This window comes from Butyrivibrio sp. MC2021 (assembly GCF_000621605.1).
GTDB lineage: Bacteria > Bacillota > Clostridia > Lachnospirales > Lachnospiraceae > Butyrivibrio.
In genome coordinates, this window is sequence record NZ_JHXX01000004.1 from 137,444 (window position 1) to 155,834 (window position 18,391).

Below are 18,391 nucleotides of genomic sequence, written 5' to 3' on the forward strand. Positions count from 1 at the left end.
TCATTCAAAACACTTCTTAATAACTTCGATAATAACATCCTGCTGTTCAGGAGTCATCTTATTATCTGATGGTAAGCAGAGGCCTCGATCGAAGATATCCATACCTACATCAGGCACAGCGCCCTCATCGATATAGGCGTTACTTCTGGCTCTTCCCTGGCCACCGGCGGTGATAAAGGGATTGTTTCTGTAAATTGGCTGCATATGCATGGGCTTCCAGATGGGGCGGCCCTCTGCGTTGATGGCAGCTATTTTCTCAAGGATCTCTGTGGGACAGCTCTTGCCGGGCTCGGTCACATAGAGAACATCCCTCTCACCTCTCACCTGCTTGCACATGGCGTCCTTGTCAATGATAAGACAGCTCAGCCAGTAGTTGGGCTCTGAGGTCTCAAAATCTATAGGATTCATGCTTACAGGAAGACCCTTAAGTCCTTCCTTGTATCTCTCATAAATAGCTTTCTTCTGGGCTATATGCTCATTGAGGTAAGGAATCTGGCCTCTTACAACTCCCGCGATAACATTGCTCATACGGTAGTTAAAGCCCAGCTCCTCGTGCTGATACCAGGGAGCATCCTCTCTTGCCTGGGTGGACCACTTGCGGACCTTGTGGGCATCCTCCAGGTTGTCTGTAAGGAACATTCCGCCGGCGGAACCGGTGATGATCTTGTTTCCGTTAAAGGAGATGATGCTGTAATCTCCGAAGTTTCCTGTCTGCTTGCCCTTATAGGTGGCGCCAAGGGATTCTGCGGCATCCTCCACGATAAGAGCTCCGTGCTCATCGCAGATCCTGCGAAGCTCATCTATCTTGCCGGGGGTTCCATAAAGGTGAGCCACCACCAGGATCTTCACCCCAGGATAGATCTCAAAGGCCTTCTCAAGGGCCCTGGGATCCATGTTCCAGGTGTCATACTCGGTATCGATAAATACTGCTTCGCCGCCTTCGTAGGCCACAGGATTAACTGTAGCATCAAAGGTCATGTCGGAGCAGAATACTTTTTTGCCCTCAAGGCTTCCGTGACCTGCCGCCGGCTTGCCGTAGAGTCTCTCCCCTGCCAGCTTGATTGCCAGGTGAAGAGCTGCGGTTCCTGAGGAAAGAGCCACCGCATCCTTGCAGCCGATAAGCTGCGCGATCTGCGTCTCTGCTTCATTTATGTTGGCACCTACGGTACTCATCCAGTTGGTGTCGTAAGCTTCCTGAATGTATTTGATCTCGTCTCCGTGCATTGTGGGAGATGAGAGCCAGACTTTTTTCTCAAAAGGTTTGATTTCCATAACTATACCTCTTTATCTGTCGTCGGAGTTGATCCTCTCCGCCGCCTGATTCAATGCTTCTTTTCTCTCTCTTGTCATGATATATCTGTGGACATCGGGATGGTAGGTCTCAACAATCTCCTGAACCAGTGTCCTGATCTCGGGGGATTCCTCCCTGGCTGCCACATTGAGCTTCTCCAGCTGGGAGAAAAATCTCATCTCGTCCAGCTCAATGGGCTTGCCGATGTGGATCATCCTGTTGGCGGTATCCTGCAGTCCCTCTTCGTCCATCAGCATCTCTTCGTAAAGCTTCTCTCCGGGACGAAGTCCTGTGAACTCGATCCTGATGTCCTCACCAACCTTATAGCCGGAAAGCTTGATAAGGTTCTCCGCAAGATCCAGGATCTTGACGGGCTCGCCCATATCCAGAACGAAGATCTCTCCGCCCTTGGCGAAGGCTCCCGCCTGAAGCACCAGTGAAACGGCCTCAGTGATGGTCATGAAATAACGGATGATATTGGGGTCTGTTACAGTAACAGGGCCTCCTGCCGCTATCTGCTTTTTGAAAAGAGGAATAACCGAGCCGTTGGAGCCAAGAACGTTACCGAATCTGACTGCCACGAACTCTGTCTCATAATGCTTGTTAAAGGTCTGAACGATCATCTCACAGATACGCTTGCTGGCTCCCATGATATTGGTAGGGTTAACCGCTTTGTCTGTGGAGATCATAACGAATTTCTTACAACCGTTGTTGGCTGCTGCCAGGGCGGTCTTCCAGGTGCCAAATACGTTGTTCTTGATGGCTTCTCCCGGGCTGTCCTCCATAAGAGGCACATGCTTGTGGGCAGCTGCGTGATAAACGATGTCCGGCTTGTACTCTGCGAAAATATTGTTGATCCTGCGGGTATTTCTGACAGAAGCGATAAGCACTATCAGATTCAGGTCCTTGAATTTGGCCTTAAGCTCCTGCTGAATATCGTAGGCGTTGTTCTCATAGATATCCAGAATGATAAGCTTGGCTGGCTTGTGGGATGCTATCTGACGGCACAGCTCGGAACCGATGGATCCGCCGCCTCCCGTTACCATAACAACCTTGTCCTTCACATAGCCTGCGATGGAATTGATGTCTACCGCGATAGGGTCTCTTCCCAGAAGGTCCTCTACCTCAACGTCACGAAGTCTTGATACATTGACCTCGCCGTTAACCAGCTGATACATTCCCGGCAGGGAACGAAGCTTACAGTCTGTATCTTTACAGATATCAAGGAGCTTTTTCATCTCCGCCCTTGAAACTGAAGGAATAGCCACGATTATCTCATCGATGTCATAGAGGTCGGCGCACTCAACGATCCTGTCTCTGCCGCCCACAACTCTGATTCCCTGGATGTACTTGCCCCACTTGTTGGAATCATCATCGATGATGCATTTGATGGACATGGTGGAATAGTTGCTGGTGATGATCTCCTTGATAATGATATTGGCAGCCTCGCCGGCTCCGATGATCATTACGGCCTTGGAGTTATTCCTGTTCTCGGCTCTGTGCTTCTGGCTCCTCAGGAACCTGTAGGAGAATCTGCTGACGAAGATAAAGCTGATCAGGAAAAAGGCATACAGGAAATAGTAACTCTGGGGCACCGGCTGGGTGTGGGACTTAAAGAACTGGAGTCCTATGGCATTGATAACACCGGAGAGCACACAGGCCATTACCAGGTTCTGCATCTCCCTTTCTCCCGCGTAGGCCCAGAGACTGTCATAGAGTCTGAAGGCGTAAAAGACCGCCAGAGTGATTATGATGTTTATAGGCAAAAATTTGGTTACAGGATCCAGGAAATGATCCGGGATCTCGGAAAAGTTAAAGTTGTATCTCAAAAGGATCGCAAGATAACTGGCCACGATAACACTGATGATATCGTAAATGATAAGTCCGGTTCGCCTGTAAAGTTTTGCGTAGTTAAAAGGTTCTTTTTTCATCAATCTTTCGCTTCCTTAAAGGTAAGTCCTGCAAATGCAAGCATAAGTGCCACGGTCATGGGGTTGCAAAACTGGAACACCCACTCGGATATTCCCGCAAAGGCAAAGGCCATAACAACGGCGAAAATTAAAAGAAGAATAGGGTTCTGTCTGCAATTCTTTCTGTAAAGCTTCACTCCCAGAACCGCAGCGGCTATAAGCAGCACCATAAACAGAATGCCCACAGGAATTCCGTGGTCGTAGGCCACCTGCATATAGGTGTTGTGAGCGTGTACCGCAATCTCTCCATTGGGAAGAAGGGCTCCCATCTCATCGTGGCCTGTCAGGTTGAGCTCCTTTGCATAGGCCTTGAAAATGGTGATTCTTCCGTTGGATATCATATCAAGCCGTGACTCGGTGTCAACATAGCCGTTCATTTCTTCGCTGAGCATATGGGCCTCAGCCCTTGTAAAGCCGGCGGATGCCAGAAGATGCTCCTGGCCTGTCTCATCCACTTTTCCCTGATCATCGTAGTAGTACTCCTCATTACTCTGATCAATAGGGAAACCGTAGTGATCGTAATAGGGATTGCCGTCCTCGTCATAGTTGTTCTTATCCACAGGATAGTGATAATCTCCCAGGTCAACTCCCAGGATCTTTTCACCGAACAGCCCCGCAAATCTCTCAACACACATAAAGTTGGTGCTGTTCCAGTCCGCTCCTCCCCTTACAAGGACGTCCGTATCATCGATGAGATAAATGGTGGGCCTTGCAACTATGGTAGGCAGGATCCTCTGGAGGGTAAAGGCTCCGGGGAAGCAGATAATTGCTGCTGCCGCCATGACACCTATGATCCTGAAAAACTGTTTTTTATGAACGGAAACGGTTACCAGGATAACCGCGATAACTGTCACTGCAATGGACAAAATAGCTGTCCTTGAAACCGTAAATACTGCATAGGAAAGGATCCATCCGAATAAAACGATCTCTTTCCAGGCGGATTTGAATAAGAGGACCACTCCGCACTTTTTGGGCATTGCCACGATCTTGGCCACCAGCATAACCGTTGCCACAGCGGCCATAAGGGCCAGATACTCGGCAGTTACGGTTACTGTATGGAAAATGAAAGCGAATCTTCCGCTGACAAAGCCTGCAAAATACCTGTGAAGCAGTGAAAATCCAAGGGATAACAGGAAGTTCACCATAAGGCCTCCCGCCAGGATCTTGTACCAGTTCTTCTTGCCCTGCCAGCCTGCGATCCTGAGGTACAGGCAGATAAAGGTAACGGACATGGCAACGCCCCACCATCTGGTGTTTCTGAAAATGATGATGGAAGCCATAAATACAAGAAGAAGGATTCCGAAGGCTGTAATTACGCTTCTGCTTGAATCATGCTCTGTAATGTGAAGAAACCTTTTCCTAAGGAGCATGGCAGCTCTTCTGATGAGGCTTATCACCACAAAGCCCCCAAGTATCACTATGATGATGCCGTATTTAAGGGCCATGTTGTGAAGGTCGTACTCCTTCTCGGTGTCAGCAAGGCTGTGAAGTCCGTAGTATCTGACTCCCGCGATCACTGATGCTGCAAGCCACAACAGGTTCGGAATATTGAAGGCCTCTCTGAAGGTAAAGGTAAGAAGCATCGTGAGGATCAGCCAGATTACCATCCTTCTCTCGGAGAGGGTGTGATAAATGTCGTAAAGGTCATTCATGTATGCGCAGGCATACCAGAGGGACATGGCGATGGTGAACATCATAAGACAGCTCTTGGGTCTGTCGCTGCCCTCTATGGTCTGCCAGAAGGATACTCCCATGCTGTGCCTTACCACGTTGTGGTTGATGGCGTAGAAGCCTATCCCTGCGCAGACGATAAGTCCTATCTCATAAAAAATGATATCTATGGGCCTTGAATCAAAGATCCTGAGGGGGAATACCATGATCATCAAAGTAAGGAAAACAATGGCATTCAAAGGATTCGCCACATATTTGACAGTCTTGCCCACAGTAAGAAGACTGTTCTTCTCAGGATTAAGCTTAAAGAATATTCTCTCTGCAATAATGAGAACCGCTGCCACAGCCGCCAGGATTCCTATGTACATAAGGGATCTGCTCCTGGACATGGGCACCTTGTAATTGTAAAAGCAGGAAATATGCCTTCCGGGAATCTCATTCCAGTGGGTGTAAAGACTTCCCACGTACTCCGGGTTTTCGGGGATATCCTCAAAGCCAAGATTGTACTTGGATCTGCAGCCCTCGAACAGGAGATAGTACTCTTTTCCCGGCTCCACATCCAGCTCCATGGGAACATTGACGTAATCGGGGAGCTGATAATCCGCGGTGTCCACCAGAACTCTCAAAAGCTCGGTGTGCTCTTCGTTCCTGACAGCCACACTGAGATATCTGCCCTCTGTCATCTCGGAGACGTACACATCCACTGACTTCAGCCTGTCATATCTGGTGATGAACTTCTGAACAGCGTTGTCCTCGAAGTTGACGGTGATGCTCTCATCCAGAAGATTCCCCCCGGGAGAATACTCGAAGGTATCGGCAAAAATCCTCAGGGGCCATATGGTCATTATGCAAATAAGTGTAAGCAATAGAATTATCACTTCTATTGCGGTCTTTCGGTTAATTATATGTCTCATTTATTCTCTACCCAACGTAACATTTGAGCCTAAAAAGCCATCATTATATGTTAACATACCTGGTTTCTATTATCAAACAGCCTGAACCCTGCGGTTACACAGAAGAACCGGCAGACAGAGCCAGAGGTAAACCACATATCTCACAAGATAGGTGGGACCCAGCAGCACCGTCAAAAAGGTCAGCATCACCGGAAGAAAGGGAATGATTCCCTTGAAATCACCGCGGTAAAGCCTGTAAAACAGCACGAAAAGATAGATAAGCAGCATCAGTCCCGGTGAAAAGAAAAGGTACAGAACCGGTGCATCATCATGGAAGGTGCCGATGGACAGATATCTGTAGAGCCTGTCAATCACAGGGATAAAGCTGTGCCTCTCTCCCGGCTGCTCCACCTCGTAGCCAAAGTAGGAGGAGGTGTCATAGGTGAAGGTGAACATGGATGTTCCCTTATAAACATTGATATTGGCCGGAGGATAGAAATATCCGTAGGAGGTAAGAAGCCAGGCATTTACGTATACCATGGGATGCTTCTTAAAGAGCCTGAGCCAAAGGCCGAAGAACTCACCCTTGTGCTGCTCATAATATTCGTTGTCAAAACCCACTTTTACCAGATCGGAGACACGGCCGGTATAGGTATCAAGATTCTCAGAAGGGATAAATGCGGTCAAAAGGGCTATGTCCTCCCGGGACATAGATTCCCTGTCATACTTGTAGACCCTTGCCATCTGCATGATGGGCACCGTCAGCATCTCCTGATGGTGGGTTCCCTCAGAGGAAAAGGCTGCTGTGAGAATGCTGTTAAACACCAGGTAGAGGGCCACCGGAATCACCAGCACTGCTGAGAGCTTTCCAAAGAGCTTTTTGGCATCCACATGCTTTTTGAGGTACAAGAGCCCCAAGGGCACAAATACAAGGTAGGCGTAAAAGCCGTTGTGCCTGAAGCAGGGCATAAGAAATGCTGTGATAACAAGGGCTGCGGGCTTTACCTTTCCGGCCATGAAAGCTGCGGGATCATCCGTAAGCTCACAAAGAAGCACCACCAGTAACAGGAGCAGTGCCGAGAACAGCCCGTCCTTGGAGGAGCACAGGGTGTACATGACTATTGTGGGGAAAAGGCCGTAGCATAAGATCCAGAGAATCCTGCTGTTTTTCCCTACGCCTCTCTTTTTCAGGTACATGATGGTATAGGCGAAAATCGCAGTGATGATCAGCATCTGAATGACGATATAGGTAAAAATGCCCAGGTTCCAGGAGCCTGTCACCTTGTGAACAAGGGCAATAGTGCCTCCCAAAAGAAGCACGTGCAGCAGGGGATGATGGGTCGTAAAGGTTCTGGTAAGGACCTCATTGAGCTCATCCTGGGCGTCATAGACAAAAAAGCCCGGGAACTCAGCCAGAAGAACCGGAAGGTTAAGAAGATTCAAAACAGCCCAGGTAAGAAGGAAATCCGCCATGGATGGCTTATCCGTAACCTCGATCCCCTGAGCCTCTTTTACCACGTTGGTCCTAAAAAGGCCAAAGAGCTTGGCTCCCTGCCTCTGGGCGTCGTACCCCCGCCATACATAGCGGGTATCTATGGTTATGATGATCATCATGGTCAGCATGATGAGCATGGCGTTGCTGTCGGAGATGTTGACAGAATCCGCCATTTCCAGCTGATAGCCGAACACCAGAAAAACTCCCGATAAAACGCCAAATAAGCCTGACATAAGCCAGGCTAAAATTGTATTTTTATCTATTGTGCTGTTATTCCCCAAACTTTTTTCAGGCCTCTTCATCTCTGGTTGTCTCACGTATTACATACTGAGGGTTCTTGTTCTGTGCAATATAAACTCTTCCCACGTATTCCCCGATCATTCCCAGCATCAGCATGATCATTCCCCCGATGAACATAATGGCGCTCATAAGAGCGGAAAAGCCCACGGGAACAGCGGGATTAACAAATTTCTTGATTACTGTATAAATGCCGTAGAGGATGCCCACAATAGCCAGACACACGCCGGACATGGTGGCGATGCGAAGGGGCTTGATGCTGAAGGCGGTAAAGCCGTTGATCCAGAGAGCCAGGAGCTTGGCAAAGGTATAGCCGCTCTGCCCCACTTCTCTTTTTCTGTGGGTTACATCCACGTTGACGATATTTTTGGTGGTTCGAAGCACCAGTCCGATAACGTAAGGGTAGGAGCTCTCATAGCTGAGCATCTCATCCACAACGAATCTCCTGGCGATGAAATAACTTGATACAAAAAGGTCTCTGGGCTTACCAAGCATCACGCTGGCCATCCACTCATTCATGGCGGTGCCGAAGTTTCTGAAAAGGCTGTGCTGCTTGTTGGCGTATCTGGCATAGGCCACATCAGCTCCGTTAACCACTGCTTCCACCAGCTTGTCTGCCTCGTCTGCGGGAGTCTGGCCGTCGTCGTCAAGACAGATCACATACTCACCCTTGCTGGCCCTAAGTCCCGCCATAAGAGCGGCGTGCTGGCCGAAGTTCTTGGCGAAATTGATGCCGGTGAGCACCTCTGCCTTGGGGCCGCTGCAGAGCTCCTTGATCTTGTCCCAGGTATGGTCGGGAGATCCGTCATTTACCAGGATTATCTCGTAGGTATAGCCCTTTAATTTATCTTTTTTCATGGTTGCTGCTATCTCATCTATAACGCCCTCGATGGTTTTCTCGGACCTATAGCATGGGATAACATAGCTTATAAGGTTCTTAATCATATTTTTACAAAATCCTCTCCATCAATATCATATCACTTTTTTCGCCATCACTGCACTCCACCATAGGGAGGTCCTGACACTTGACGAATCCGCCGTACTCATAGCTCTTTCTGGCGGCGATATTGGAGGTAAAGACGCGAAGGATCAACCTTTTTATCCCAAGCTCATCCCTGGCGTAGTCTGTGGCCAATGCTGCAGTCTCGTTGCCATAGCCCTTGCCGGTGGCATCATCCTCTCCGATAAAGATGCCGTATTCAGCCTCGGTCCTTGTATCATCCAGATATCTGAAATACACGCTGCCTACCGGCCTGAAGTTATTCTTCGCTTCGCAGATGATAAGCTGCACCACTTCACCGGTATCCACCTTGGTCCGAAGCCAGTTGGTGTGGATCTCATTTGTAAAATGTTCTCTGTATATGAAATTGTTTCTTACTCTGTCGTTGTTGCGCCAGCTCACCACCAGCTCCGTGTCCCCATCGGTTATGGGGCGAAGAGCCACCAGTTTGCCTGCTGTCACAAACTCTTTTTCCAAACTGTCACTCATTTATATCACTCTTTTCTGACCTGATAGATTCCGAATACATCCTCGATGACATCCAGGCGGGTTACGACAACCTGCTGTCCCTTATCTGCATAGTAGCTGACGATCCAGTCCGTGTCCGTATCCATGTTCTGAACGAAGTACACGCCCTCTGACAAAAGAGCTTCTTCCATGGAGGAAAAACCTCTGGCTGAAAGCTTACTGTGGCTTATGGGACTCTTACTTGCCCAGCCTCCCAGCAGATCATGGTTGTAGCCTCTGTTATCCACCTTTTCAAACATCTTCTCGGAATAGGTAGCCTCATCTTTTCCGGTAACAGTGGCATAGGAGACGCTTGTATAAACATCTATCAGATAATAGTTCTCGCTGTTTTCTTTCATGTAATCATTAAGGGCCTCATAGCGGGAAAGAGAAGCCTCTCTTCTTACCAGCTCAGTCCTGACCACGTATGCCTGAAAAGGTGTGCCCATCAAAGCCAGCACCGCCGTCACAGCCACAGTGCCAAGAAGCATCCTGTTGACTCCGGTCTCAGTGCGGTGAACACAGACGTTGTAGAGTCTGAACAGTGACAGTATCATGGCTGTCAGAATCATGATCTCCGTCAGATACAGCGGATGAGTGATCCTTATGGGATCCCTTCCTCTGAAAAGAATGTACATCCAGAGGGTGGTTCTGCAGGCGAACAACAGCCCCAGCAGCAAAAGTGACTTAAGCACCTTACGGATATCCCACCTAAGGGCCACAACACAGCTGATAAAGGTGATGATATACAAAACCAGGGTCACCAGATTCCAGGGATAATCCGTCATAGGATATTCATAGCCCTTGGGAGCTGATATGTGATAGAGCCTGTAGAAATAAAGCTTTGCTGCCTGAGCCAGCCTTGAGGACATGGATGCATCCTCTGTCCTTATGGTTCCGGCGTAATCAGCTATTTTTCCCATCATGGCAGCATCGATGCTGTCATCCAGACCAAAATTGTAATTCTCCAAAAGCTTCTGAGAGCTCTCGGAAAGACCTATGCTGTCATAGAAATCCTTATTTTCTGCATAATCAGGTATGCTCTGGAAATCGTAGAGCTCCGTCCTGTTGTCAAAAAACTTCACGAACTCCTTCCACTGGGAAGAGGAATAGGCAATCTTATTCAGGGCAAGGCAAACCAGAAGCCCTGCCACTATGCCGATCACAAGATTCAGGTATTTGATAAACATATTCCTTTTTTCTTTGTAATCAGAGGGCTGACCTGTCTTTTCCTTCTCAGAATCCAGTTCGAAGCACACGAATACCCACTTCATAAGTATGGAAACCAGGATCATGGGCAGGATCAGAAGCAGCATCTCACTTCTGATGGTGAAGGCCACTCCGATAAGAAGGATCGGGATCATATAGGGGCTTCCCTCTCCCTTTTTCTTGGAAAGGATAAGGAAAGCTGCGGTGGCCGCCAGAAGTCCGCTGGTCACAGTGTACTGAACATAGAGAAAATGCGGGAAAAACAGCCCCAGCATAATGCCCAGCTCCAGGAACAGGAAAATGAGTTTCTTTTTAAATTCCAGGTTGGAAAGCTTCAGGACATCGGCGGTTCGCTTGATAACCATGGCAAAACAGCCGTACTGAGCTGCACATAAAAAGATGCCGTACCAGGAGAGGGATCTGACCACTCTGTAAAGCAGAGAGATCAAAGCGCCTATGGGGTATAGCATCTGAATATTGTGTCCCTCCGGAGTGCCGGTATAGCTTCCGGAGAGAATATCCTTTATAAGACAATCGTCATTTAAGTCAAAATAATAATCACCAATAAGACCTGCAGCTATGATGACGCAGGCTATTAGCACGGCCGTAACTATGAAGTTATCGCTCTTTCGTGTTGTGGCCATAATATTCCCCTTTTATCAGGTGAACTTGTAGTATTCCTTTACTCTCATAACTACTTCGTCAAGGTCCTCATCTGTGAGCTTGTAGTACATAGGAAGACGAAGCAGTCTCTCGCTCTCCCTGGTGGTGTACTTATCCTCACCTCTGAACTCACTGTACATAAGTCCTGCCTTGGAGGAATGAAGCGGAATGTAATGAGAAGCAGGCAGAATATCATTGCTCTCAAGGTACTTAATAAGTCCTCTTCTCTCCTCGAAGTCCTTACACTTGATGTAGAACATGTGAGCATTGTGCTGGCAGTAGTCAGGAACAAAGGGAAGCTCGATAAGTCCCTTCTCCTCAAGAGGCTTAAATGCCTCAAAGTATCTGTTCCAGTGGTTCATACGGTCATTGTTGATCTCGTCAGCCATCTGAAGCTGCGCATAGAGATAAGCAGCGTTCATGTCGCTGGGAAGATAGGATGAACCGGGCATGATCCAGCTGTATTTATCAACCTTGCCAAGCTTGTAAAGGGTTCTGTTGGTACCCTTTTCTCTGATGATGATGGCGTCGTCCACATAGGTCTCATCCCTAAGAAGAAGCGCTCCGCCCTCACCCATACTGTAATTCTTGGTCTCATGGAAGCTGTAGTTACCGAAATCGCCGATGGCTCCGAGAGCCTTGCCCTTATAGGTGGACATTACGCCCTGGGCTGCGTCCTCGATAACAACCAGATTGTGTCTCTTGGCGATATCAAGAATGGTATCCATCTCACAGCCTACGCCTGCGTAGTGAACAGGAACGATGGCTCTGGTCTTGGGTGTGATGGCCTGCTCGATAAGGTTCTCATCGATGTTCATGGTATCAGGTCTGATGTCCACAAAAACCACCTTGGCACCGCGAAGAACAAAGGCATTGGCAGTGGAAACAAAGGTGTAGGAAGGCATGATGACCTCGTCACCCTCCTTGATTCCCGCAAGGATAGCTGCCATCTCGGTGGCGTGGGTGCAGGAGGTGGTAAGAAGAGCCTTCTTAACTCCTGTCTTTTTCTCTATCCATTCGTTATCAAGGGCTGTATACTTGCCGTCGCCGCAGATCTTCTGATTCTCGACGCACTCCTTGATGTAATCAAATTCTTTTCCCGTATAAGGTGGAACATTAAAATTAATGCGCATATATTCTCCTTAATCCTTCTTCCTGAAAACGATCAGCTTGCTGATTACATAATTGAGAACTATTACAATAAAGGTCGCTGCAAGCTTGACAGGCATTGAAGGCAAGCCCAGCAGGGTGATGAAAATGTAGATCAGAAGATCCTCAACAACCAGTGTAAAAAGTCTTCCTGCAGTAAAGGAACCTGCCTGCTTTAAAAAATCCTGTTTGGTCTCAACATGTCCGTCAAATACCCAGGTTCTGTTGGTGAAGAACTGGAAAGCCACGCAAATAACCCAGTCAATGGTGTTGTTCAGGACCGCATTGAGATGCATGACACTGTCCATGAACCAGAACAGGAAAATGCTGAGAAAGAAAGCCAGTCCTCCAAAGAACAGGTACATAAGGCCTTCCTTGTGCTTGGTATAAAAAGGTTCAAAGATATTCAGCACAGGAAGAGACATGATCCTGTCAAAAATATCCTTCTTCTTGGTTGTATTCTCCATAATATATCTCTTTTACTCCTCATTATAACTTGCGAAGATCAAAAATCTATCGCTTTCGAAGACTTTATTATAATCGTGATTGTCAATAAAGTCCATTAAATCATCATATTTGTGAGTATTCGTGCCTTCTCCCGTGCCCTCTTTTCCGATAATGACAGTGGGAGTCTCCCCGGCATCGGACAGCTTTTTAAGGGCTTCACCAAAGAAAGCAGAGCCGTAGCTGTCAAGGTCAGGCCAGGTGGTATCGATGGCGGGCTCCAAGTCAAATATATAAGAAAGGCCCGGAACATTGCCATAGAGGAGAACCTTGTCATCCTGAAGACCGTTATCATCAATAGCCGCCTTAAGCTCATTCAGAGTCTCGGCGTTGTAGGTGGTGGTCACCATGGATGATACCTTTGGAATGTCCGCTCTTGCATCCCTCACGGTCCCGTCAGCTCCGTCGTAGAAGGAGAAGTTGATATGGAACAGTGCGCCCTGTATCACCAACACTATAATAACAGTTGTCACAAAACTCTGCCACGGGAAGTGATAGTCTTCGTCTCCCGCCCTCTGCATCATTCTCCTGAAGAGCCAGAGGATAATCGGTGCTATCAAAAACATGTTGTTCATGATAGGGAAGGTATAGTTGTTGCTTCCAAGGGGTGTAACCAGGATCAGCATCAGCGCCGCAAAGGCCAGAGTCTGCTCCTGCCTGCTGCCGTTTAAGATACCAAGAGATCCTATAACGCAAAAGATTATTCCTGTTATGATAAACATCATGGCAGCCTGAAACATGCTGTCGTAATAGTAGTAGTTCCTGGTGAAGACGCCCTTGGCGAAGTAGTAGCGAACCAGTACAAGAAGGCCGCCTATGTAAAGAAGCTTCTTGATCCAGACGTATTTCCCCACAAGGAAAAGGAACATGATAACACCGGCTACTATACAGGGAATCACAATAAGCATGTGGATAACACTTGTGAGGTATGCCTCTGCGATGGCTCCCAGCATTCCGCCGGAGGTGTAGTCCGAAGCTCCCTCGGTCATTCCAAAGAGTCTGGCTATACCGTTTATGTACTCCGAAGGGCCATAGGCCATACAGATGCCAAGAAAGACTATGCCAAAGCCGGATACATAGCCGGCGATACAGACAAGGGTCTTCTTAAAGACCTCTGCAAACCTATCTTTTGTTATGAATCCGTAGAACCAAAGGATCAGTATCAGTGCTGCCTCCGCCAGATTGGGGAATCGCACCATTACGTTCATTCCAAGAAATACACCTGCTATGAACAGGTAGAGAGCCTGTCTCTCCAGAGCAAAGAGCCCTGCTATCAGGAAGATGGTTCCCAGGGTGAGAAACAGGTATGTCAGGTAGTTGTAGAGTATCGCTCTTGGTGAAAAGCATATGCTCTCTGCAATGAACTCACCAATGAAGATCATCCATCCGGGCATGAATCTCTTGAGGAAGTAATAGGAGATCAATGCCATAGCGGAGGTTATAAAACTGCAGTAGATGTTGAAGCCCAGCATGGTTCCGGCTCCGGGAAGAAGCATCAGAAACTCACCCAGCTTGTTACTTAAGAAAGTCGAAAAGAGCCACATTCCGTTTACACTGCCCAGATACTGGTAATTACCAAGGCTGTAGGTGGTGTCTGTGACGTCCAGACCTGCATTGGCCCCCAGCAGCGGAAACAGCAACAGTATCACCGGAAACACCCAGGTCTCCAGTGGCGCCTGATATTTTTTCAGATTATAAAAATAGCTCCTGATATTTTTCAGCATAGCTCCTCGTCCCACTGTCTGATTTTCTTAAAGAGTGCTGTATCCTTCAGAACTCTTCCCACATAGTCAAAGATCATCTTTCTGATCCAGTCCACAAATACGCCGGCTGCGAATACCACCAGAACACATCTGAGCTGGTGCCATGCAAATAAAAGCACGCTGTCCTTGGGCACCTCTCCGAAGATATGCTCAAGCCACCACAGCCATCTGCCTGCGATCTCAATATGCATGTGCAGAAGATAGACTCCGAAGGTAAAGGGAGCCACAAAACGCACGCAATCAGCAAATCTGTTTTCCCTCATGCGATAGAACCTGAAGAAGGAGAAAAGTCCCAGGGAGCCTGTAAGTGTAAAGATAAAGTTAAGATCCAGCGGAACTCCTGCATAATATGTGAGGCCGCCTCTTAACAGATTCACATAGTAGAGTCCTATGCTCATGGCAGCGATAAGAAGCGATGATACCACAAAAACACCGACACTTCTGGCCGCATCATAAAAGAGCACCACATCATATTTTCTGATATAACCAGAGATGAGATAAAGGACCAAAAACCATCCGTAGTCATAACCATGATGGTCTGTGACAAACATTACGGGAACAAAGCTTTTGACAATGGAAAACCAGATAAGGAGCCCGATGATCACTGTCTTGAGCTGCTTTCTTGTAAGGTTTTCTATGGCTGCGTTCATAACAGGAGCCATGACGTACATGATGACATAGGCTGTTACGAACCAGTAATGCTCAGAAGAAATGGGGAAAAGATACTGTACCAGCTTGTATGCTGAATCCCCGGAATCAACGGTGTAGGTTCCCACCAGCATCATAGCCAGTGAGATGAGTATTGTATAAAAGTAAACCTGACAGATAAGAGAGATTATGCGGCTGGGCTTAACCTTGCCCTTGGACAGGAAAAAACCGCTTAAAAGCACATAGGTATTAAGCCCTGTTATGGCCAAGGACTCAATGATAGTGGCATAGATCTTTACGCCGGAAGCCGGAAGTCCCAGCTCCAGCAGTACCTCTGCATGAGAATTGTAGTGAAGGCAAAGGATCATGATCATTGCCACGATCCTCAAAAGCTCAAAACTTGCATTTCTCTTTTTAACTGTTTTCTCCCCGGTATCTGCCATATTTCCTCCGCTGTCAATTTGATAGTCTGTTATCTTTCAACTACAGCCTTAGTATCTGCAACTCTGTAGACCATATCGCACTTTTCGATGGTCTGAAGTCTGTGAGCAATGATGATAAGAGTCTTTCTGCCGTGGAGCTTGTTGATGGACTCCATGATGGCGCTCTCTGTCTCGTTATCAAGGGCTGAGGTTGCCTCGTCCAGAACCAGCACTTCAGGGTCCTCAAAAAGGGCTCTTGCAATACCGATTCTCTGTCTCTGTCCGCCGGAGAGTCTGATTCCGCGCTCTCCAATGGCTGTATCAAGGCCTTCCGGAAGGCTTCTTACGAACTCATCAAGAGATGCCTCCTTAAGGGCCTGCCAAACCTTGTTATCGTCTATATCTTCGTCGGCGTAGCCAAAGGCCACGTTTTTCCTGATGGTTGAATCCACCATGAAAATAGTCTGAGGGATGTAGCCTATGTTCTTAAGCCATCCCTGATAATGCTCTGAAACATCAACACCGTCCGCCAGGATCTTGCCGCTCTCGGGCTTCAGAAGTCCAAGAAGCACGTCCACAATGGTGGTCTTGCCGGCACCGGAGGTTCCCACGATACCAACGCTCTTTCCCACAGGAATGCTCATGTTGGCCTTTTCAAGAATATACTTGTCGGTGTTGGGATACTTGTAGGAAATGTCCACCATATCGATAGTCTTGGTCACAGGAAGCTTCTCAACATTTATCTTCTTGCGGTAATCACCGTCGTTGTAGTTAACGGTGGAGTCATTGATCTCATTCTGAAGGTTGTCGCTGACATTCATAAGGAAGGGCTCAAAATATGCTATGGATGTCAGGTAGTTGTTGATCCTGTTGGCGCTGGGAAGAAGTCTTGCCGCAGCCGCTGCCATAACGGTAAGCTGAGCCACAAGGTCAGAGAGATTCTGGCCTCCTGCCATAACGATAAGCATATATCCGATCATTCCGGCGATGGCAATGGTCTCGATAAGGAGCCTCGGGGTGGAATTGTAAAGGCCGTATTTCTGCACAGCATTTACATAACCTGCACCGCAGTCCGCATAGCCGCTGATGAAGTAGTTTTCCTTGTTGGCGATCTTGATCTCTTTTATACCTGTAACAGACTCATCGATCCACTTGTAAAGACCGCTGTAGTAGTCCTGATTCTCCTGTCCTGCCTTGACCATTACAGGCTTTATCTTGAACTTGATAATAAGAAGGACCACCACCAGAAGCGAGGCAATACTGATGGTCATCACCGCATCCTGACTAAGGAGAATGCCCACAAGACAGATAAATACAATGATCTCACTGATAAGCTGCAAAGAGCTCAGGATCAGTCCGTACATGTTATTTACGTCAGAGGTGATATTTCTCTGGATAATGCTGGTGTCTGCTCCAAGGTAGTACTCGTAGGGCCTCTCCATGAAGTTGATCATCATACGTCTTGAGGTTGCAAACTGATTGGTGTAAACAAAACGAAGCTGTACCACGTTCATGAAGTACAGGAAAATGTTTTTTACCACAAATACCAGTATGAGAGCCACCATTATAACTGCTGCCAGCTGTGTAGCGCTGTTTAAATGAAGGGTGTTGTAGATAAAGGAGAGGTATTTGTTGCTCTCAACCTTCGCCGGGTCCAAAACCACCGCCATTACCGGTGCTATCATGGCAATACCCAGGGCTTCCAACATTCCTCCGATGAGCATCAGTATCACGATGCCCACCATCTGTTTTTTCTGTCTGCCATCCAGCAGCAGCATTAGTTTCTTGTAAATCTTACGCATTGAACACTAACCTTTCAGGTGTTTCTTAATCTGTAATTGCCTCGTTCTGTCTGTGGATCTCGGGAGCCTCATAGATATCCATGAAATCATCCCCAAGATACAGCTTTTCCTTGGCAAACTTAATTGAATCAGTAACGGTATAGACGGACACAACTCTGTCGAACTCCAGTCCCTCTATGAGGTTCAGCATCTCCATGGGGAAAGAGCCGTCCAATATAACCGCATCGCTGAAAATATTATTATACTCCAAAAGATCTCTCGGGTGCTGCTTGATAAGGACAATGGCCTTCTGACCGTCAATAGTCCCGTAATCTCTTATGATATCCTCAAAAATTCTCTTTCTTGTATCCAGGTCGCAGAGGGGTTCTGACAAAACAAGCAGTGTGGGAAGCCCCTTTTTAGCCTGGGAAAGCTTATCCTTTAGCTTGTCCATATCCTCCACAAAAAGCTCCAGCAGGAGCTCTTTTTCCCTTGAAGTAAGGCGGTCTGTCAGCTTTTTTCTGGGAAGCTCCACATACTTGGGGCAGGGATACTGCAATACGGAGATGTCGTTGACCTCCATGTCGATGCAGTATTTGCCGTAGCCGTTCTGGATAAAGATAAGGCCCAGCTCGGCCATCCCGGCTTTTATCTTAAAATGTCCCCTGTTGTCATATCTTGCGGTGTCATAGTATCTTATACAGTCAAGGCCGTCCTCTACTGCGTGATAGCGGATCTTCTTATAACTAAGGTAATAGCCGATAGGGTCGGAATCGCAGAACACATAGATGTCCTTGTACTTACTGAAATCCAAGGGTACATACTGCTCCTGTAACTTGCCGAACTTTTTGCAGAAGCGGATTCTCTTAAACATGTTGAGAGCGATGTTACCGGAATCCTCCTTAAGAGGCTTCAGCTCAGGGAAAAAGGTGTCCTCTTTCTCGTCGTATTCGTAGACCTCATCAAATATGGGGGATTTCTTTGCTCTTTCCACCATGGAGCCGAACTTGTTGGACATTTTGGAAAGAACCAGGGTGGCTCCCCCCTGTGCCCCCAGGTAAAACTCCTTGAGGCAGGCTATATACACATGGTAAAAGGTGTGACAAACATAAACTCTATCGTACATTC

General features: G+C 47.6%; 13 protein-coding genes. All 13 read right to left on the reverse strand.

All coding sequences use genetic code 11. The features are described 5' to 3' along the window. A complete protein-coding gene (locus T359_RS0110100) occupies positions 1-1,272 on the reverse strand; it encodes a DegT/DnrJ/EryC1/StrS family aminotransferase (protein ID WP_026517376.1) in 1,272 nt (423 codons plus the stop codon). Positions 1,273-1,284: 12 nt separating this feature from the next. Next, positions 1,285-3,222 (reverse strand): polysaccharide biosynthesis protein, encoded by a 1,938-nt coding sequence (locus tag T359_RS0110105; RefSeq protein WP_026517377.1) that lies wholly within the window; start codon positions 3,220-3,222, stop codon positions 1,285-1,287. Continuing rightward, positions 3,222-5,846, reverse strand: coding sequence for an O-antigen ligase family protein (locus T359_RS0110110; protein ID WP_155840087.1), 2,625 nt, complete (start codon positions 5,844-5,846; stop codon positions 3,222-3,224). Before T359_RS0110110 ends, T359_RS0110105 begins: the two co-directional genes overlap by 1 nt. Before the next feature lie 72 nt (positions 5,847-5,918). After that, positions 5,919-7,601 carry a DUF6020 family protein gene (locus tag T359_RS0110115; RefSeq protein ID WP_155840089.1) on the reverse strand — a complete coding sequence of 561 codons (1,683 nt, stop codon included), beginning with the start codon at positions 7,599-7,601 and terminating at the stop codon, positions 5,919-5,921. A gap of 7 nt (positions 7,602-7,608) precedes the next feature. Next, positions 7,609-8,562 carry a glycosyltransferase family 2 protein gene (locus T359_RS0110120; RefSeq protein ID WP_026517380.1) on the reverse strand — a complete coding sequence of 318 codons (954 nt, stop codon included), beginning with the start codon at positions 8,560-8,562 and terminating at the stop codon, positions 7,609-7,611. Positions 8,563-8,566: 4 nt separating this feature from the next. After that, a complete protein-coding gene (locus T359_RS0110125) occupies positions 8,567-9,106 on the reverse strand; it encodes a GNAT family N-acetyltransferase (RefSeq protein WP_026517381.1) in 540 nt (179 codons plus the stop codon). 5 nt (positions 9,107-9,111) lie between these two features. Continuing rightward, positions 9,112-10,977 (reverse strand): hypothetical protein, encoded by a 1,866-nt coding sequence (locus T359_RS0110130; protein WP_026517382.1) that lies wholly within the window; start codon positions 10,975-10,977, stop codon positions 9,112-9,114. Positions 10,978-10,992: 15 nt separating this feature from the next. Continuing rightward, a complete protein-coding gene (gene rffA / locus T359_RS0110135) occupies positions 10,993-12,129 on the reverse strand; it encodes a dTDP-4-amino-4,6-dideoxygalactose transaminase (protein WP_026517383.1) in 1,137 nt (378 codons plus the stop codon). A 9-nt stretch (positions 12,130-12,138) separates the two neighbouring features. After that, positions 12,139-12,612 (reverse strand): GtrA family protein, encoded by a 474-nt coding sequence (locus T359_RS0110140; RefSeq protein ID WP_026517384.1) that lies wholly within the window; start codon positions 12,610-12,612, stop codon positions 12,139-12,141. Positions 12,613-12,624: 12 nt separating this feature from the next. Further along, the gene (locus T359_RS0110145; RefSeq protein ID WP_026517385.1) at positions 12,625-14,373 is read right to left on the reverse strand and encodes a hypothetical protein; all 1,749 of its coding nucleotides are present in this window, start codon (positions 14,371-14,373) and stop codon (positions 12,625-12,627) included. Beyond that, positions 14,367-15,503, reverse strand: coding sequence for an acyltransferase (locus tag T359_RS0110150; protein ID WP_026517386.1), 1,137 nt, complete (start codon positions 15,501-15,503; stop codon positions 14,367-14,369). The genes T359_RS0110145 and T359_RS0110150 overlap by 7 nt, the downstream gene beginning before the upstream one ends. Positions 15,504-15,532: 29 nt before the next feature. Continuing rightward, on the reverse strand, positions 15,533-17,284 hold the full coding sequence (locus tag T359_RS0110155; RefSeq protein ID WP_026517387.1) for an ABC transporter ATP-binding protein: 1,752 nt from the start codon (positions 17,282-17,284) through the stop codon (positions 15,533-15,535). Positions 17,285-17,309: 25 nt separating this feature from the next. Beyond that, positions 17,310-18,389 carry a glycosyltransferase family 52 gene (locus tag T359_RS0110160; protein ID WP_026517388.1) on the reverse strand — a complete coding sequence of 360 codons (1,080 nt, stop codon included), beginning with the start codon at positions 18,387-18,389 and terminating at the stop codon, positions 17,310-17,312. Positions 18,390-18,391 lie beyond the last annotated feature (2 nt).

Coding starts and splice junctions, on each gene's coding strand:
- T359_RS0110155 (WP_026517387.1), bottom strand. CDS start 17,284: ATGCGTAAGATTTACAAGAAACTAATGCTGCTGCTGGATGGCAGACAG.
- rffA (WP_026517383.1), bottom strand. CDS start 12,129: ATGCGCATTAATTTTAATGTTCCACCTTATACGGGAAAAGAATTTGAT.
- T359_RS0110110 (WP_155840087.1), bottom strand. CDS start 5,846: ATGAGACATATAATTAACCGAAAGACCGCAATAGAAGTGATAATTCTA.
- T359_RS0110150 (WP_026517386.1), bottom strand. CDS start 15,503: ATGGCAGATACCGGGGAGAAAACAGTTAAAAAGAGAAATGCAAGTTTT.
- T359_RS0110140 (WP_026517384.1), bottom strand. CDS start 12,612: ATGGAGAATACAACCAAGAAGAAGGATATTTTTGACAGGATCATGTCT.
- T359_RS0110105 (WP_026517377.1), bottom strand. CDS start 3,222: ATGAAAAAAGAACCTTTTAACTACGCAAAACTTTACAGGCGAACCGGA.
- T359_RS0110160 (WP_026517388.1), bottom strand. CDS start 18,389: ATGTACGATAGAGTTTATGTTTGTCACACCTTTTACCATGTGTATATA.
- T359_RS0110120 (WP_026517380.1), bottom strand. CDS start 8,562: ATGATTAAGAACCTTATAAGCTATGTTATCCCATGCTATAGGTCCGAG.
- T359_RS0110125 (WP_026517381.1), bottom strand. CDS start 9,106: ATGAGTGACAGTTTGGAAAAAGAGTTTGTGACAGCAGGCAAACTGGTG.
- T359_RS0110130 (WP_026517382.1), bottom strand. CDS start 10,977: ATGGCCACAACACGAAAGAGCGATAACTTCATAGTTACGGCCGTGCTA.
- T359_RS0110100 (WP_026517376.1), bottom strand. CDS start 1,272: ATGGAAATCAAACCTTTTGAGAAAAAAGTCTGGCTCTCATCTCCCACA.
- T359_RS0110145 (WP_026517385.1), bottom strand. CDS start 14,373: ATGCTGAAAAATATCAGGAGCTATTTTTATAATCTGAAAAAATATCAG.